Annotated in this window: 13 protein-coding genes, 1 rRNA gene and 2 pseudogenes; 14 read left to right on the top strand and 2 right to left on the bottom strand. The window is 42.4% G+C overall.

What is annotated here, in order from left to right; translation table 11 throughout:
- From rrf to N5O98_RS25540, 10 genes are all read left to right on the top strand, one after another.
- Window positions 1–99: ribosomal RNA gene (gene rrf, locus N5O98_RS25585) — 5S ribosomal RNA — on the top strand; the annotation flags it as partial.
- A 452-nt stretch (window positions 100–551) separates the two neighbouring features.
- On the top strand, window positions 552–1142 hold the full coding sequence (locus N5O98_RS25580; RefSeq protein ID WP_004297635.1) for a V-type ATP synthase subunit E family protein: 591 nt from the start codon (window positions 552–554) through the stop codon (window positions 1140–1142).
- An 11-nt stretch (window positions 1143–1153) separates the two neighbouring features.
- Window positions 1154–1996, top strand: coding sequence for a DUF2764 domain-containing protein (locus N5O98_RS25575; RefSeq protein WP_004297637.1), 843 nt, complete (start codon window positions 1154–1156; stop codon window positions 1994–1996).
- 17 nt (window positions 1997–2013) lie between these two features.
- Window positions 2014–3774: a V-type ATP synthase subunit A gene (locus tag N5O98_RS25570; protein WP_004303858.1), complete on the top strand. Its 1761-nt coding sequence runs from the start codon at window positions 2014–2016 to the stop codon at window positions 3772–3774.
- A 29-nt stretch (window positions 3775–3803) separates the two neighbouring features.
- Entirely contained in the window at window positions 3804–5132 is a 1329-nt protein-coding gene (locus N5O98_RS25565; protein ID WP_004297639.1) for a V-type ATP synthase subunit B, read from the top strand.
- A gap of 107 nt (window positions 5133–5239) precedes the next feature.
- Window positions 5240–5845 carry a V-type ATP synthase subunit D gene (locus tag N5O98_RS25560; RefSeq protein WP_004297640.1) on the top strand — a complete coding sequence of 202 codons (606 nt, stop codon included), beginning with the start codon at window positions 5240–5242 and terminating at the stop codon, window positions 5843–5845.
- Complete coding sequence (locus tag N5O98_RS25555) at window positions 5842–7659, top strand: V-type ATP synthase subunit I (RefSeq protein ID WP_004308093.1); 1818 nt, start codon at window positions 5842–5844, stop codon at window positions 7657–7659. Before N5O98_RS25560 ends, N5O98_RS25555 begins: the two co-directional genes overlap by 4 nt.
- A gap of 74 nt (window positions 7660–7733) precedes the next feature.
- Window positions 7734–8198 (top strand): V-type ATP synthase subunit K, encoded by a 465-nt coding sequence (locus tag N5O98_RS25550; RefSeq protein WP_004297644.1) that lies wholly within the window; start codon window positions 7734–7736, stop codon window positions 8196–8198.
- Between the two features lie 202 nt (window positions 8199–8400).
- On the top strand, window positions 8401–10062 hold the full coding sequence (locus N5O98_RS25545) for a glycogen/starch synthase (RefSeq protein WP_004297648.1): 1662 nt from the start codon (window positions 8401–8403) through the stop codon (window positions 10060–10062).
- A gap of 37 nt (window positions 10063–10099) precedes the next feature.
- Window positions 10100–12664, top strand: coding sequence for a glycosyltransferase family 1 protein (locus N5O98_RS25540; protein ID WP_004297649.1), 2565 nt, complete (start codon window positions 10100–10102; stop codon window positions 12662–12664).
- A gap of 210 nt (window positions 12665–12874) precedes the next feature.
- Here the strand turns inward: N5O98_RS25540 and N5O98_RS25535 are convergent, their stop codons facing one another.
- Entirely contained in the window at window positions 12875–13978 is a 1104-nt protein-coding gene (locus N5O98_RS25535; protein WP_004308092.1) for a TlpA disulfide reductase family protein, read from the bottom strand.
- A gap of 138 nt (window positions 13979–14116) precedes the next feature.
- On the opposite strand from N5O98_RS25535, the gene potA reads away from it, so the two are divergent.
- The 4 genes and pseudogenes from potA to N5O98_RS25515 form a co-directional block, all read left to right on the top strand.
- Window positions 14117–15508: a polyamine ABC transporter ATP-binding protein gene (gene potA / locus N5O98_RS25530; RefSeq protein WP_004297652.1), complete on the top strand. Its 1392-nt coding sequence runs from the start codon at window positions 14117–14119 to the stop codon at window positions 15506–15508.
- An 11-nt stretch (window positions 15509–15519) separates the two neighbouring features.
- Window positions 15520–16320 carry an ABC transporter permease gene (locus tag N5O98_RS25525; protein WP_004308090.1) on the top strand — a complete coding sequence of 267 codons (801 nt, stop codon included), beginning with the start codon at window positions 15520–15522 and terminating at the stop codon, window positions 16318–16320.
- Window positions 16314–17108, top strand: coding sequence for an ABC transporter permease (locus tag N5O98_RS25520; RefSeq protein WP_004297655.1), 795 nt, complete (start codon window positions 16314–16316; stop codon window positions 17106–17108). The genes N5O98_RS25525 and N5O98_RS25520 overlap by 7 nt, the downstream gene beginning before the upstream one ends.
- Window positions 17109–17140: 32 nt before the next feature.
- Window positions 17141–17224 (top strand): annotated as a pseudogene (locus N5O98_RS25515) (lipoprotein); the annotation flags it as partial.
- Between the two features lie 6 nt (window positions 17225–17230).
- On the opposite strand, the pseudogene N5O98_RS25510 reads toward N5O98_RS25515, so the two are convergent.
- Window positions 17231–17339 (bottom strand): annotated as a pseudogene (locus N5O98_RS25510) (IS30 family transposase); the annotation flags it as partial.

Below are 17339 nucleotides of genomic sequence, written 5' to 3'. Positions count from 1 at the left end.
AGCACGAGGGTTCCACCTCTTCCCATTCCGAACAGAGAAGTTAAGCCTCGTCACGCCGATGGTACTGCGTAACAGTGGGAGAGTAGGTAGCCGCCGTTTTTAAGAAGCCCCTTGATTCATTTTGAGTCAAGGGGCTTCTGTCATTTGGTACTTTGCGAAAATTATCAATCTTCAGTCTTCCGGTAAGTCATTGTCGAATAGATCTCCCCGAAGTTTTAGTTTTCTATGAATTTGGTGAAATACCGATAGCTTTTGTTATTTAATCTTGTATTAGTATCCTGTTTGTCGTTTTAAGTATATACATATTTCCAAATGTCTTTTAGATTCCTTATATTTGTTTACCGGCTTGAAAGATTCGGTAAATGTGTCATTTAGTAATAAAAAAGGGGAAAAAGCGGAATAAAATAGGTGTAGGACTGTGATTTTTTTGCAAACAAATCTTTTTCTTTTCTTCTTTCTCTTTTTTATCAAATTGATTTTTGTAAATTTGGCGAGAATCTGACAAAGGACACATAGTTAATATAGTAATAATACTAAATACTCCTGTTAATATGGAAAACAAAATTCAAGAGTTGACCGATAAGATTTATCGTGAAGGCGTGGAAAAAGGAAACGAGGAAGCGCAGAGACTTATCGCGAATGCTCAGGAAGAAGCTAAGAAAATCATTGAGGATGCCCGAAAAGAGGCAGAATCAATTGTAAACTCCTCTCGTAAATCTGCTGATGAGTTAGCAGAAAATACTAAATCAGAGTTAAAACTATTCGCCGGTCAGGCTGTGAATGCGCTCAAATCAGAAATCGCTACAATGGTAACTGATAAGTTGATAACCGCTTCCGTGAAAGATTTCGCTCAGGATAAAGATTACCTGAATGCGTTTATCGTAGCATTGGCATCCAAATGGAGCATAGATGAACCTATCGTCATCTCAACAGCCGATGCGGAATCACTGAAAAAGTATTTTGCAGCTCATGCAAAAGCTTTATTAGACAAGGGGGTGACCATTCAGCAAGTAAATGGTATCAAAACTCTGTTCACTGTTTCTCCGGCGGACGGTTCGTATAAGGTGAACTTCGGAGAAGAAGAATTCATGAATTACTTCAAAGCGTTCTTGCGTCCTCAATTAGTAGAAATGCTATTTTAAAAGAAGCGACTATGAGTAGTAAGTACTATTACTTGGTAGCGGGTTTGCCGGAACTTTCGCTGGAAGACAGCAAACTGAGCTATACAGTAGCCGATTTTAAAACTGAAATCTACGATGGATTGTCTGCTTCAGACCAGAAGTTGATTGACTTGTTTTATCTGAAGTTTGATAATGCAAATGTGCTGAAACTTCTCAAAGATAAAGAAGCGGAAATCGACAAACGGGGAAACTACTCTGCTGACGAACTCTCTGAATATATTTCTATTCTGAGAGAAGGCGGAGAAATCAGTCCTAAAGAATTTCCGGTCTATCTATCCACTTTTATTACTGATTATCTGAATACTCCGGCTGAAAGTACGGTTTTACACGAGGATCATCTGGCTGCTCTATATTATGAGTATGCGATGAACTGTGGGAATAAGTTCGTTTCTGCCTGGTTTGAATTCAACCTGAACATCAATAATATTCTTGTTGCATTTACTAGCCGTAAATTCAAATGGGATATTGCTTCCAACGTTGTGGGAAATACGGAAGTATGCGAAGCATTGCGTACATCGAGTGCCCGCGATTTCGGATTGTCCGGTGAGGTGGATGTGTTTGAATCGTTAGTGAAAATCAGTGAGATTACAGAACTGGTGGAGCGTGAGAAGAAGTTGGATGCTTTGCGGTGGAATTGGATGGAGGATGCTATTTTCTTCGACTATTTCACTATCGAACGTATTTTCGCTTTCCTGCTGAAGCTGGAAATGATTGAACGGTGGATTTCACTGGATAAGGAAAGAGGTAATCAGTTGTTCAGAAGCATTATCGAATCGCTGAAGAACGAAGTGCAGATTCCTGCAGAATTCAGATAATAAAATAAAAAAAATATATGGCAACAAAAGGAACTGTTAGTGGCGTTATTGCCAACATGGTGACCCTCGTCGTTGACGGACCGGTAGCTCAGAATGAGATTTGTTATATCTCGACCGGTGGTGATAAGTTGATGGCGGAGGTGATTAAGGTTGTAGGTTCACATGTATATGTCCAGGTGTTTGAAAGCACACGTGGACTGAAAGTGGGCGCCGAAGCCGAATTTACAGGACACATGCTTGAGGTGACATTAGGTCCGGGTATGCTATCGAAAAACTATGATGGTCTGCAAAATGACCTCGACAAGATGGATGGAGTTTTCCTGAAAAGAGGACAATATACATATCCGTTGGATAAAGAACGTGTATGGCACTTCGTACCCTTAGCGAATGTAGGTGACAAAGTGCAGGCTTCTGCATGGTTGGGACAGGTGGATGAAAACTTCCAGCCGCTGAAAATTATGGCCCCGTTCACTATGAAAGGAACGGCTACCGTAAAAACAATCATGCCGGAAGGTGATTATAAGATAGAAGATACAATTGCCATCCTGACAGACGAAGAAGGAAATGATATTCCTGTGACTATGATTCAGAGATGGCCCGTGAAACGTGCGATGACGAATTATAAGGAGAAACCGCGTCCTTTCAAATTATTGGAGACTGGTGTACGTGTGATTGATACGCTGAATCCGATTGTGGAAGGTGGTACAGGATTTATCCCCGGTCCGTTCGGTACTGGTAAAACAGTGCTTCAGCACGCTATCTCTAAACAGGCGGAAGCGGATATCGTTATCATTGCGGCTTGTGGTGAACGTGCCAATGAGGTGGTGGAAATCTTTACCGAGTTCCCCGAACTGGTAGACCCGCATACGGGACGTAAGTTGATGGAACGTACTATCATCATTGCGAATACTTCCAACATGCCGGTAGCTGCCCGTGAAGCATCTGTATATACAGCAATGACACTGGCGGAATATTACCGTTCCATGGGATTGAAAGTCTTGTTGATGGCAGATTCTACTTCCCGTTGGGCACAGGCTTTGCGTGAGATGTCCAACCGTATGGAAGAATTGCCTGGGCCGGATGCTTTCCCGATGGATATTTCGGCTATTATCTCCAACTTCTACGGTCGTGCGGGATATGTAAAACTAAGTAATGACGAAACGGGTTCTATTACGTTTATCGGTACGGTATCTCCTGCGGGTGGTAACTTGAAGGAGCCGGTGACTGAAAATACGAAGAAAGTAGCCCGTTGTTTTTATGCTTTGGAACAGGATCGTGCGGATAAGAAACGTTATCCGGCAGTGAATCCGATTGATTCTTATTCAAAATATATCGAATACCCGGAATTTGAGGAGTATATCAAAGGTCATATCAACGATGAATGGATTGGAAAGGTAAACGAACTGAAAACCCGTTTACAGCGCGGTAAGGAAATTGCCGAACAGATCAATATCCTCGGTGATGATGGTGTACCGGTAGAATATCATGTGATTTTCTGGAAATCAGAATTGATTGACTTTGTTATTCTGCAACAGGATGCTTTTGATGAAATTGATGCGGTAACTCCGATGGAACGTCAGGAAGATATTCTGAACATGATAATCGACATCTGTCATACGGAATTTGACTTTGATAACTTCAACGAAGTAATGGATTACTTCAAGAAGATGATTAATGTCTGTAAGCAGATGAACTACTCGAAGTTCAAATCGGAACAGTATGAAGGATTCCAGAAACAACTGAAGGAATTGATTGCCGAAAGAAGTGTCAATTCATAATCTTTAATTTATAATTTTAATTATCAAAGATGGCAACAAAAGCTTTTCAAAAGATATATACCAAGATTACTCAGATTACCAAGGCTACTTGTTCGCTGAAAGCGACAGGAGTAGGGTATGACGAGCTTGCCACTGTGGACGGTAAACTGGCACAGGTGGTTAAGATTGCCGGTGACGATGTCACTTTGCAGGTATTTGAAGGTACGGAGGGTATTCCGACCAATGCCGAAGTAGTATTCCTCGGCAAATCGCCTACATTGAAAGTGAGTGAGCAGCTGGCCGGACGTTTCTTCAACGCTTTCGGTGATCCGATTGATGGAGGTCCGGACATTGAAGGACAGGAAGTGGAAATTGGCGGTCCGTCTGTGAACCCGGTTCGACGTAAACAGCCGTCGGAACTGATTGCAACGGGTATTGCCGGTATCGACTTGAACAATACACTGGTATCGGGTCAGAAGATTCCGTTCTTTGCCGACCCCGACCAGCCTTTTAATCAGGTAATGGCAAATGTAGCCTTACGTGCTGAAACGGATAAGATTATCCTCGGAGGTATGGGTATGACGAATGACGACTACCTGTACTTTAAGAATGTGTTCTCTAATGCAGGTGCGCTGGACCGTATCGTGAGTTTCATGAATACGACCGAAAATCCTCCGGTAGAACGTTTGTTGATTCCGGACATGGCATTGACTGCTGCAGAGTATTTTGCAGTAAATAATAATGAGAAAGTGCTGGTGCTATTGACGGATATGACGAGCTATGCGGATGCGTTGGCAATCGTATCTAACCGTATGGACCAGATTCCTTCGAAAGACTCTATGCCGGGATCGCTTTATTCGGATTTGGCAAAGATTTACGAAAAGGCGGTGCAGTTCCCTTCCGGTGGTTCAATCACTATTATTGCGGTGACTACTTTGTCTGGTGGAGATATTACGCATGCTGTACCTGATAATACGGGTTACATCACTGAAGGTCAGTTGTTCCTGCGTCGTGATAGTGATATCGGTAAGGTAATTGTTGACCCGTTCCGTTCATTGTCCCGTTTGAAACAGCTGGTAACCGGTAAGAAGACACGTAAGGACCATCCGCAAGTGATGAATGCCGCTGTACGTCTGTATGCCGATGCCGCTAACGCTAAGACGAAGATGGAAAATGGTTTCGACCTGACCAACTACGACGAACGTACGTTGGCTTTTGCGAAGGACTATTCCAATCAGTTGTTGGCTATTGATGTCAATCTTGATACTACTGAAATGCTGGACGTTGCCTGGGGCTTGTTCGGTAAATATTTCCGTCCGGAAGAAGTGAATATCAAGAAAGACTTGGTGGATCAATACTGGCCGAAACAAAATAATTAGACAATTAGACGATTTGCTATTAGGATGATAGTGGACGGATTATATATGTTTATAAGAAGTAATTTCAATCGTCTGGTCGTAAATTGTTAAATTAGTAAATCAACGAGATGGCTATAAAGTTTCAATATAACAAAACCTCTCTTCAGCAGCTCGAAAAGCAACTGAAAGTGCGGGTGCGTACGCTTCCTATCATTAAGAATAAGGAAAGCGCCCTCCGCATGGAAGTGAAACGCTGTAAAACGGAAGCTGCCGATCTGGAGGATAGGCTCGAACAACAAATTCAAGCCTATGAAGCCATGTTCGCCCTTTGGAATGAGTTTGACGCTTCATTAATAAAGGTGAATGATGTTCATCTTGGCGTGAAAAAGATTGCGGGTGTGCGCGTACCGTTGCTCGAGAATGTAGAATTCGAGATACGTCCGTACAGTATGTTTAATGCTCCCAAATGGTATGCCGACGGTATCCATCTATTGGAAGAGCTGGCTCATACGGCAATTGAACGTGAATTTATGCTCGCCAAGCTGAACTTGTTAGAACATGCAAGGAAAAAGACCACTCAAAAGGTGAACCTTTTTGAGAAGGTGCAGATACCGGGTTATCAGGATGCATTACGAAAGATCAAACGATTCATGGAAGATGAAGAAAACTTGTCGAAATCTTCGCAAAAGATCATGAAGTCCCATCAAGAAAAAAGGAAGGAGGTAGAGGCATGATTACAAAAATGAAGAAACTCACATTCCTGGTTTATCACAAAGAGTATGAAGAATTCCTGAACAGTCTGCGTGAACTTGGGGTAGTCCATATTGTGGAGAAACAACAGGGGGCTGCTGATAACACGGAGTTGCAGGAGAATATTCGTCTTTCCAATCGCTTGGCGGCTACCTTGAAGTTGCTTCAGAATCAGAAGCATGAAAAGAATGCTGTAATTGCTACGGAAGGTGGAACGGCTGCCCGTGGTATACAAGTGCTGGACGAAGTGGATGCCCTGCAAACAGAGCATGGAAAGCTGTCGCAGCAGTTGCAAAGCTATGCCAAAGAGAAAGAAGCGCTGGAAGCCTGGGGTAACTTTGAACCGGATAATGTTCAGAAGCTGAAAAATGCCGGTTATGTAATCGGTTTTTATAGCTGTTCGGAAGGAAATTACAAGGAAGAGTGGGAAACGGAATACAATGCAATGATTGTGAACCGTATCTCTTCTAAAGTATTCTTCGTGACTCTGACGAAAGGCGGGCAGGAAGTGGATTTGGATGTAGAACAGGCGAAATTACCTGCATACTCTTTGGCACACCTTGAAACGCTTTACAATACGACCGAACAGGCCGTTGAAGAGAATGAAAAGAAGCTGGTTACGTTTTCCGAAACAGAAATTCCTTCCTTGAAGGCTGCTCTGAAAGAGTTGCAAAGCCAGATTGAGTTCTCTAAGGTGGTGTTAAGTTCCGAACAGACTGCCGGTGACAAACTGATGTTAATTGAAGGATGGGCACCTGCATTCAGTCAAGTGGAAATAGAGGCTTACTTGAATGACGCACATGTATATTATGAGATTACCGATCCGATGCCGGGCGATAATGTTCCTATTCGATTGAATAATAAGGGATTCTTTGCCTGGTTCGAACCGATCTGTAAGTTGTATATGCTTCCGAAGTATAATGAATTGGACTTGACTCCGTTCTTTGCCCCGTTCTTTATGGTCTTTTTCGGACTTTGTCTGGGAGATTCCGGATATGGGGTGTTCCTGTTTCTGGGAGCTACGGCCTATCGGTTGATGGCGAAGAAAGTGACTCCGTCAATGAAGTCGATCATTTCATTGATACAGGTATTGGCTGCTTCAACATTCTTCTGCGGTTTGCTGACAGGTACGTTCTTCGGAGCGAATATCTACGATTTGAACTGGCCGATTGTTCAACGTCTGAAACATGCCGTCTTGATGGATAACAATGATATGTTCCAATTATCGTTGATATTGGGAGCTATTCAGATACTATTCGGTATGGTGTTGAAGGCGGTGAATCAGACTATTCAGTTTGGTTTCAAATATGCAGTGGCAACTATCGGATGGATCATCCTGCTGGTTTCCATGGCAGTTTCGGCTTTGTTGCCGGAGGTAATGCCGATGGGAAGTACAGTGCATTTGGTTATTCTGGGTGTTTCGGCTGCTATGATCTTCCTTTATAACAGTCCGGGAAAGAATGTTTTCCTGAATATCGGACTGGGATTATGGGATTCATATAATATGGTCACCGGTTTGCTTGGCGATGTATTGTCTTACGTTCGTCTGTTTGCCCTCGGACTTTCCGGAGGTATTTTGGCGGGAGTATTCAACAGCCTGGCAGTAGGTATGAGTCCGGATAATGTAATAGCAGGCCCGATTGTTATGGTACTGATTTTCGTTATCGGTCATGCCATCAATATCTTTATGAATGTGCTGGGTGCAATGGTTCACCCGATGCGTCTGACGTTCGTTGAGTTCTTTAAGAACTCCGGATATGAAGGAGGCGGTAAAGAGTACAAACCGTTCAGAAATTGAAAATTTGAAGATTAAGAATTAGAAATTGAGAATTAATATTTTAAGAATTAAACAATAAAAAATAGAATAAGATTATGGAAATGAATTTGTTTATCGCCTACATTGGCATCGCGATTATGGTTGGTTTGTCGGGCATCGGTAGTGCTTACGGAGTAACTATTGCAGGTAATGCTGCTATCGGAGCATTGAAGAAGAATGATAGTGCATTCGGTAACTTCCTGGTATTGACAGCTCTTCCGGGTACACAGGGTCTTTATGGTTTTGCAGGTTATTTCATGTTTCAGACAATCTTCGGTATTTTGACTCCTGAAATTACACCTATCCAGGCATCAGCAGTGCTTGGTGCAGGTATTGCTCTGGGATTGGTTGCTTTATTCTCCGCTATCCGTCAGGGACAAGTTTGTGCAAACGGTATCGCAGCAATCGGACAGGGACACAATGTATTTAGCAATACGTTGATTCTTGCCGTATTCCCCGAACTCTATGCAATCGTTGCTTTGGCTGCAACCTTCTTGATTGGTAGCGCACTCGTTGCATAATTTTTAGCAAGAATATTTCCTATAAAGGACTTTCAATCCCCTTGTACATGCTGCTTTGCATGTGCAAGGGGATATTCTTTTTTCATTGTTAGACAACGTTTCTTTCCTCTTCTTAACTCATATTTTTTGTATAAAGTATTATTTTTCAAAGAATAATGTGTACTTTTGCACTCGCATACTAAAAAGAGTTTTAATATATTATATGGTAAAAGATTTATTAACCCCCGATTATATCTTCGAGTCCAGCTGGGAAGTATGTAATAAAGTGGGAGGGATATATACCGTCTTGTCGACACGGGCAAATACATTACAGGAAAAATTCCGCGACAGAATTTTCTTCATAGGTCCTGATGTGTGGCAAGGAAAGGAGAACCCTCTGTTCATCGAGTCGGATAACCTATGTGCTGCCTGGAAAGAGCATGCGCTTGAGAAAGACGAACTTTCTGTCCGTGTGGGACGATGGAATATCCCCGGTGAACCCATAGTCATTCTTGTTGATTTCCAACCTTTTTTTGAAAAGAAAGACGATATATACACAGAAATGTGGAATCGTTATCAAGTAGATTCGTTGCACGCCTATGGCGATTACGACGAGGCTTCTATGTTTTCCTATGCCGCAGGAAGAGTGGTGGAGAGTTTCTATCGCTACAACCTGACGGAAACGGATAAGGTGGTATATCAGGCACATGAATGGATGACTGGAATGGGAGCACTTTATGTACAGGAAGCTGTGCCGGAGGTTGCTACTATTTTTACGACCCATGCTACGTCTATCGGTCGTTCCATTGCCGGCAATAATAAGCCGTTGTATGACTATCTGTTTGCTTATAATGGCGACCAGATGGCACAGGAACTGAACATGCAATCGAAACACTCGATTGAGAAACAGACTGCACATTATGTAGACTGTTTTACTACGGTGAGTGAAATAACCAATAATGAATGCAAGGAATTACTGGATAAACCGGCAGATGTTGTTCTGATGAACGGTTTTGAAGATGATTTTGTGCCGAAAGGAAGCACGTTTACCGGCAAGCGTAAGCGCGCACGTACCTTGATGCTTAGTGTTGCCAATAAATTATTGGGAACAAATCTGGGTGATGATACGTTAATTGTCGGAACCAGTGGGCGATATGAGTTTAAGAATAAAGGTATTGATGTTTTTTTGGAATCATTAAACCGCTTGAACAGGGATAAGAAACTACATAAGAATGTGTTGGCATTCATCAATGTACCCGGTTGGGTGGGAGAGCCTCGCGAGGATTTGCAGGCACGTTTGAAGAGCAAAGATAAGTTCGACACTCCCCTCGAAGTACCGTTTATCACTCATTGGCTGCATAATATGACTCATGACCAGGTGTTGGACATGTTGAAATATCTGGGAATGGGCAATCGTCCGGAAGATAAGGTAAAGGTGATTTTTGTTCCTTGTTATCTGGATGGTCGTGATGGTATCATGAATAAAGAATATTATGATATATTGCTGGGGCAGGATTTGAGTGTCTATGCTTCTTATTACGAACCGTGGGGATATACTCCGCTGGAAAGTGTAGCTTTCCATGTGCCGACAATCACTACGGATCTGGCAGGATTCGGACTTTGGGTAAACAGCCTGAAGAACCAGCATGGCATTAATGATGGAGTGGAAGTGCTGCATCGTTCGGACTATAATTATTCGGAAGTGGCGGATGGTATCAAAGATACGATTACGTTGTTTGCGGATAAGACTGATAAAGAGGTGAAGGAAATCCGTAAGCGTGCTGCTGAAGTTGCAGAGCAGGCTTTATGGAAGCACTTTATACAATATTATTATGAAGCTTATGATATCGCTTTGCGTAAGGCAAGGATACGTCAGTTGAGTTAAGAAAGAAATTATTTATCAATAAGTAAACGAAAACATTATGAAAATCAAAGTTAGTAATGTGAATACTCCCAACTGGAAAGAGGTTACTGTGAAATCACGTATACCGGAAGAGTTGGAGAAGTTGTCTGAAATCGCACGCAACATTTGGTGGGCATGGAATTTTGAAGCGACTGAACTGTTTAGAGATCTAGATCCGGAACTTTGGAAAGAATGTGGACAGAATCCAGTACTGTTGTTGGAACGTATGAGCTATGAGAAGCTGGAAGCGCTGGCAAAAGACAAGGTGATTCTAAGAAGAATGAATGAAGTTTATACGAAATTCAGAGATTACATGGATGTGAAGCCGGATGAGCAACGCCCATCTATAGCTTATTTCAGCATGGAATATGGCTTGAGCAGCGTCCTGAAAATATATTCCGGTGGTCTGGGCGTATTGGCTGGTGACTATCTGAAAGAGGCTTCCGACAGCAATGTTGATTTGTGTGCGGTAGGTTTCTTGTATCGTTACGGCTACTTTACTCAAACGTTGTCTATGGATGGACAGCAGATTGCCAACTACGAGGCACAGAACTTCGGTCAACTTCCTATTGAACGCGTAATGGATGCCAATGGTCAGCCGTTGATAGTTGACGTTCCTTATCTTGATTATTTTGTTCATGCAAACGTATGGCGTGTGAATGTTGGACGTATTTCTTTGTATCTGCTTGATACGGATAATGAAATGAACAGCGAATTCGACCGTCCTATCACTCACCAGCTTTATGGTGGTGACTGGGAAAACCGTTTGAAACAGGAAATCTTGTTGGGTATCGGTGGTATCCTGACTCTGAAAGCTCTGGGTATCAAGAAAGATGTTTATCACTGTAATGAAGGACATGCTGCATTGATTAATGTTCAGCGTATCTGCGACTATGTAGCTACTGGATTGACTTTCGACCAGGCTATTGAGTTGGTTCGCGCTTCTTCTCTTTATACTGTTCATACTCCGGTGCCTGCAGGTCACGACTATTTTGACGAAGGTTTGTTCGGCAAATATATGGGTGGTTATCCTTCCAGAATGGGTATCTCATGGGATGACTTGATGGATCTAGGACGTAACAATCCGGGCGACAAGGGCGAACGTTTCTGTATGTCTGTTTTTGCTTGTAACACTTCACAGGAAGTGAACGGTGTAAGCTGGCTGCACGGAAAAGTTTCTCAAGAAATGTTCTCTTCTATCTGGAAAGGTTATTTCCCGGAAGAAAGCCACGTAGGATATGTAACGAATGGTGTTCACTTCCCAACTTGGAGTGCAACAGAATGGAAAGAATTATACTTTAAATATTTCAACGAAAACTTCTGGTTCGATCAGTCTAATCCTAAGATTTGGGAAGCTATCTACAATGTGCCCGATGAAGAGATTTGGAAGACTCGTATGACTATGAAGAATAAGTTGGTTGACTATATCCGTAAGTCATTCCGCGATACATGGTTGAAGAACCAGGGAGATCCTTCTCGTATCGTTTCACTGATGGATAAGATCAATCCGAACGCATTGCTGATTGGTTTCGGCCGTCGTTTTGCTACTTACAAACGTGCACACTTGCTGTTCACCGACTTGGATCGTCTTTCTAAGATCGTGAACAATCCTGATTATCCGGTACAATTCCTGTTTACAGGTAAAGCTCACCCGCACGATGGAGCAGGCCAGGGCTTGATTAAGCGTATCATTGAAATCTCTCGTCGTCCGGAATTCCTGGGTAAGATTATCTTCCTCGAGAATTACGATATGCAACTGGCTCGTCGTCTGGTTTCCGGCGTTGATATCTGGTTGAATACTCCGACTCGTCCGTTGGAAGCATCCGGTACATCTGGTGAAAAAGCTTTGATGAACGGTGTTGTCAATTTCTCCGTATTAGACGGATGGTGGCTGGAAGGTTACCGTGAAGGTGCAGGTTGGGCGTTGACTGAAAAACGTACTTACCAGAATCAGGAACATCAGGATCAGCTGGATGCTGCTACTATTTACAGTATTCTTGAAACTGAAATCCTTCCGTTGTATTATGCACGTAATAAGAAGGGATATTCTGAAGGCTGGATCAAAGTGGTGAAGAATTCTATCGCACAGATTGCTCCTCATTATACCATGAAGCGTCAGTTGGATGATTACTATAGCAAGTTCTATTGCAAACTGGCAAAACGTTTCCAGACTTTGGCTGCTAACGATAATGCAAAAGCAAAAGAAATCGCAGCTTGGAAAGAAGATGTGGTTGCTAAATGGGATTCTATTGAAATCGTATCTTGTGACAAGGTAGAAGAGCTGAAGAATGGTGATATCGAAAGCGGAAAAGAATATACTATTACTTACGTTATCGATGAAAAAGGCTTGAATGATGCAGTGGGACTTGAATTGGTTACTACTTACACAACTGCAGACGGAAAACAACATGTTTATTCTGTAGAACCGTTCAGTGTAGTCAAGAAAGAAGGCGACTTGTATACATTCCAGGTTAAACACAGCTTGTCAAATGCAGGTAGTTTCAAGGTGTCTTACCGTATGTTCCCGAAGAATCCGGAACTTCCACACCGTCAGGACTTCTGCTACGTACGTTGGTTTATCTAATTGCTTGAGTAAAAGTAGGGGAGTATATTTCCCTCACTTTCATACATACATTCAGCCCCTGTATTCTTTGAGAATGACAGGGGCTGAATTTTTTATCTGTTTGGAGAGTGAGGCGTAAAGTCTCGCAAATAAAAAAGACTGTCTCATTTTCTATTTGAGACAGTCTTGTATAAATTTCAAGGCCTTTGGAAAAGCCTTTCTTTGGATTTGTTATTTTACAGCTTCTGCAATTTTAGCTTGAAGTTCTTCTCCGTGCAGACCGCGAGCAATAATCTTACCGCTACCGTCGATCAATACAGTGTGAGGAATGCTGTTTACAGCATAAAGCTGTGCACCTTCACTTTGCCAGAATTTCAGGTCGGACATTTGCGGCCAAGTCATGTCTAGCTTCTTGATTGCTTCTTTCCATGCAGCACCATCCTGATCGAGAGATACACCTACGATTTCGAAGTTTTTGCCTTTGTACTTAGCGTATGTTTCTACCAGGTTAGGCATTTCGCGACGGCAAGGACCGCACCAGCTAGCCCAGAAGTCAACCAATACTACTTTTCCTTTGCCTACATAATCAGACAATTTCACTGTCTTTCCTTCCGGAGTCTGCATTTCGAAATCAACAAATTGAGTACCTACAGCAGTCTTTTTCTGCTTGTCAGTCATCTCTTTGATTCTTACGATTGTTTCGTCATTCTGGAAATTAGCAGGAATTTGTTGCAACAAAGCCTCATTTTCGTCCGTAGAGTTATTGTAGAAAGTTTGTTTAAACAAGAATACTCCAACCGGGTTGGTGATATTCTTTTGTACGCCTTCTTTGATTGCTTTGTCATATTGTTCTTCCAGCTGAGCACCTTCTTTTTGTTTGGCCTCTTTCTGCTCATCACTTAAAGATGTATTACCCATTGCCTCATAAATGGCATTCATTTTTTTGCTGATGTCATTGATTTGAGCTCTGATTTCCTGGTATGCATCGTTGTTGGGAGTACCGGTAACAGCGTCATTATCCTTGGTCAGGGCAACGTTGATTTTTCCGTTTTCCAGGAAGAAGTCGATCATCAACGGTTCTCCGTTCACTTCACAAGTGACATAACGGCTAACCACAGAATCTTGTGTGCCTTCAAAGGTAAAAGTACCTTTGGTGATAACGGCTGTATCTAGTTTGGTCAGATTTCTACCATTGGCTTCCTGAAGATAAACGGTGTCACCATCGCTTGCACCTTCTACTGTACCTGTAATAGTGTATCCGGCTTTGTTTCCGCCAGTACAAGCTACCATGCTTAACGCTGCCGTTGCAATAACTAAATAAGTAAACTTTTTCATGCTTTTGTAAAATTGGTGAATAAATATTTATGCAAAGATAGATTTTTTTTCTGTCGGGCATCGAAAAACACTGTTATATTAGATTAACACGTAGGTGGAAACCGCAGAAATGTGTACCTTTGCAGCCCAAACTTTAGTATGAATATGCAAGAAGATAAATCCATCATTGAGGTGAGCCATGTATCGAAGTACTTTGGCGATAAAACAGCATTGGATGATGTGACTCTGAACGTGAAAAAGGGCGAGTTTGTGACTATCCTTGGTCCTTCCGGTTGCGGTAAAACCACGTTGTTGCGTCTCATTGCTGGTTTTCAGACAGCTTCGGAAGGCGAAATCCGAATTTCGGGGATGGAAATAACACAAACTCCTCCCCATAAGCGTCCGGTGAATACGGTATTCCAGAAATATGCCTTGTTCCCGCACTTGAATGTGTATGATAATATCGCTTTCGGCCTGAAACTGAAAAAAACACCGAAACAGACCATTGAGAAGAAGGTGAAAGCTGCTTTGAAAATGGTAGGCATGACGGATTATGAATACCGCGATGTGGATTCTCTTTCCGGTGGTCAGCAACAACGTGTAGCTATTGCCCGCGCCATCGTGAATGAGCCGGAAGTGTTGTTGTTGGATGAACCGCTGGCAGCGCTCGATCTGAAAATGCGTAAGGATATGCAAATGGAGCTCAAAGAAATGCATAAATCTTTGGGAATCACGTTTGTGTACGTCACTCACGATCAGGAGGAGGCACTTACGTTAAGTGACACGATTGTCGTGATGAGTGAAGGAAAGATTCAGCAGATCGGTACGCCGATTGATATTTATAATGAACCTATCAATGCTTTTGTTGCGGACTTTATCGGAGAAAGCAATATCCTCAACGGTACCATGATTCATGATAAACTCGTACGTTTTTGCGGTACGGAGTTTGAATGTGTGGATGAAGGATTTGGCGAGAATGTTCCGGTGGACGTAGTCATTCGTCCGGAGGATCTTTATATTTTCCCCGTTTCGGAAATGGCACAGTTAGTAGGAGTGGTAGAGACTTCTATTTTTAAAGGAGTGCATTATGAAATGACGGTGTTGTGCGGCGGATATGAATTCTTGGTGCAGGATTACCATCATTTTGAAGTAGGGGCTGAAGTCGGTCTGTTGGTGAAGCCTTTCGATATTCATATTATGAAGAAAGAGCGTGTTTGCAATACATTCGAAGGAAAATTGCTGGATGCTACTCATGTGGAATTCCTGGGCTGTAACTTTGAATGTGTTCCGGTGGAAGGAATCGCTTTCGATACGAATGTCAAAGTGGAAGTAGACTTTGAAAAAGTGATTCTTCAGGATAATGAAGAAGACGGAACGCTGACGGGCGAGGTGAAATTCATCCTTTACAAGGGTGACCATTATCATCTGACTGTATTGTCAGATTGGGACGAGAATGTATTTGTAGATACGAACGATGTATGGGATGACGGTGACCGTGTAGGTATTACCATCCCTCCAGATGCTATTCGTATAGTTAAAATAACCGATTAACAGGAAAGGAAGTGAATAAGAGGTTTATAGTCTTTTTGTCATCACGTAAGAGTTGGACTCTCCCTTACATTATTTTTTCGGCGATCTTTGTGATTATACCGTTGTTCTTAATTGTCGTATATGCCTTTACCGATGATAGCGGCCATTTGACACTCGCCAATTTTCAGAAGTTCTTCGAACATCCCGAAGCAATCAATACCTTTGTCTATTCGATTGGTATTGCCATTATTACCACCCTTGTTTGTATTTTATTGGGTTATCCTGCTGCCTGGATATTGAGTAACAGCAAGCTGAACCGTTCCAAGACGATGGTCGTACTGTTTATTTTGCCGATGTGGGTAAATATTCTGGTGCGTACCCTTGCCACTGTTGCCTTATTCGACTTTTTCAGTGTGCCGTTGGGCGAGGGAGCGTTGATATTCGGTATGGTATACAACTTTATCCCTTTCATGATTTATCCTATCTACAATACTTTGCAGAAGATGGATCATAGCTATATCGAGGCGGCGCAAGACTTGGGAGCCAATCCTGTGCAAGTCTTTCTGAAAGCAGTCCTTCCGCTTTCCATGCCGGGGGTGATGAGTGGTATCATGATGGTGTTCATGCCGACTATATCGACATTTGCCATTGCCGAGTTGCTGACGATGAATAACATCAAACTCTTTGGTACGACGATTCAGGAAAATATCAATAACAGTATGTGGAACTATGGAGCGGCACTTTCGCTCATTATGTTGCTATTGATAGCTGCTACTTCCCTGTTCAGCACCGATGATAAGGAAAACTCAAATGAAGGAGGCGGGCTATGGTAAAGAAGATATTTGCACAGACTTATTTGTGGATATTGCTGCTCTTGCTTTATTCTCCGATCGTGATTATTGTGATCTACTCATTTACAGAGGCGAAAGTGTTGGGTAACTGGACGGGATTTTCTACCAAACTTTATTCTTCGTTATTCACTACCGGTGCTCATCATTCTTTGATGAATGCATTGATTAATACGATCACTATCGCTCTACTGGCTGCAACAGCATCTACGTTATTAGGAAGCATCGCTGCTATCGGTATATTCAATCTGAAAGCCCGTTCACGCAAAGCGATCGGATTTGTGAACAGCATTCCTATTCTGAATGGTGATATTATCACCGGTATATCCTTGTTCCTTTTGTTTGTATCTCTGGGGATCACACAAGGCTACACAACCGTAGTGCTTGCTCATATTACTTTTTGTACCCCGTACGTTGTTTTAAGTGTATTGCCCCGTTTGAAGCAGATGAATCCGAATATTTATGAAGCTGCCCTCGATTTAGGAGCTACTCCTATGCAGGCCTTGTGGAAAGTCATAATTCCGGAGATTCGTCCGGGAATGATTAGCGGCTTTATGCTTGCACTGACACTATCCATTGATGATTTTGCCGTAACTGTATTCACTATCGGTAATCAAGGTTTGGAAACGCTTTCTACTTATATCTACGCCGATGCCCGCAAGGGAGGTTTGACCCCGGAACTTCGCCCGCTTTCGGCTATCATTTTTGTCGTGGTACTGGCGTTATTGGTTGTAATCAATTACCGGGCAGGAAAAACGAAGAAAAAAGATTAATAGACTATCAAATGTGCTACTACGTAAATAATATGAAAAGAATAATTCCTGCTATCCTGCTCTTATTGGCTTTGACCGGGTGTTATAATTCCGGTGAACCTCGTGAGCGGGTTCTGCTGAATTCAACTTGCAAATGCAACAGAATTCTGATTAATAATTTGTTTAAATTTTTCGTTTGGCGTGAGGTATCCAAGTCTTTTACGAGGTCGATTATTGAGTTTATTTTCAATC

This window comes from Bacteroides sp. LFL-34 (assembly GCF_027257075.1).
Classification (GTDB): Bacteria; Bacteroidota; Bacteroidia; order Bacteroidales; family Bacteroidaceae; genus Bacteroides; species Bacteroides ovatus.
The sequence above is the reverse complement of the archived record's forward strand: the minus strand, read 5'-3'. Positions and strand labels throughout refer to the sequence as shown.

Excerpts from the sequence above, each read along its gene's own strand:
- N5O98_RS25580 (WP_004297635.1), top strand. The coding sequence starts at position 552 with ATGGAAAACAAAATTCAAGAGTTGACCGATAAGATTTATCGTGAAGGC.
- N5O98_RS25575 (WP_004297637.1), top strand. The coding sequence starts at position 1,154 with ATGAGTAGTAAGTACTATTACTTGGTAGCGGGTTTGCCGGAACTTTCG.
- N5O98_RS25570 (WP_004303858.1), top strand. The coding sequence starts at position 2,014 with ATGGCAACAAAAGGAACTGTTAGTGGCGTTATTGCCAACATGGTGACC.
- N5O98_RS25565 (WP_004297639.1), top strand. The coding sequence starts at position 3,804 with ATGGCAACAAAAGCTTTTCAAAAGATATATACCAAGATTACTCAGATT.
- N5O98_RS25560 (WP_004297640.1), top strand. The coding sequence starts at position 5,240 with ATGGCTATAAAGTTTCAATATAACAAAACCTCTCTTCAGCAGCTCGAA.
- N5O98_RS25555 (WP_004308093.1), top strand. The coding sequence starts at position 5,842 with ATGATTACAAAAATGAAGAAACTCACATTCCTGGTTTATCACAAAGAG.
- N5O98_RS25550 (WP_004297644.1), top strand. The coding sequence starts at position 7,734 with ATGGAAATGAATTTGTTTATCGCCTACATTGGCATCGCGATTATGGTT.
- N5O98_RS25545 (WP_004297648.1), top strand. The coding sequence starts at position 8,401 with ATGGTAAAAGATTTATTAACCCCCGATTATATCTTCGAGTCCAGCTGG.
- N5O98_RS25540 (WP_004297649.1), top strand. The coding sequence starts at position 10,100 with ATGAAAATCAAAGTTAGTAATGTGAATACTCCCAACTGGAAAGAGGTT.
- N5O98_RS25535 (WP_004308092.1), bottom strand. The coding sequence starts at position 13,978 with ATGAAAAAGTTTACTTATTTAGTTATTGCAACGGCAGCGTTAAGCATG.
- potA (WP_004297652.1), top strand. The coding sequence starts at position 14,117 with ATGAATATGCAAGAAGATAAATCCATCATTGAGGTGAGCCATGTATCG.
- N5O98_RS25520 (WP_004297655.1), top strand. The coding sequence starts at position 16,314 with ATGGTAAAGAAGATATTTGCACAGACTTATTTGTGGATATTGCTGCTC.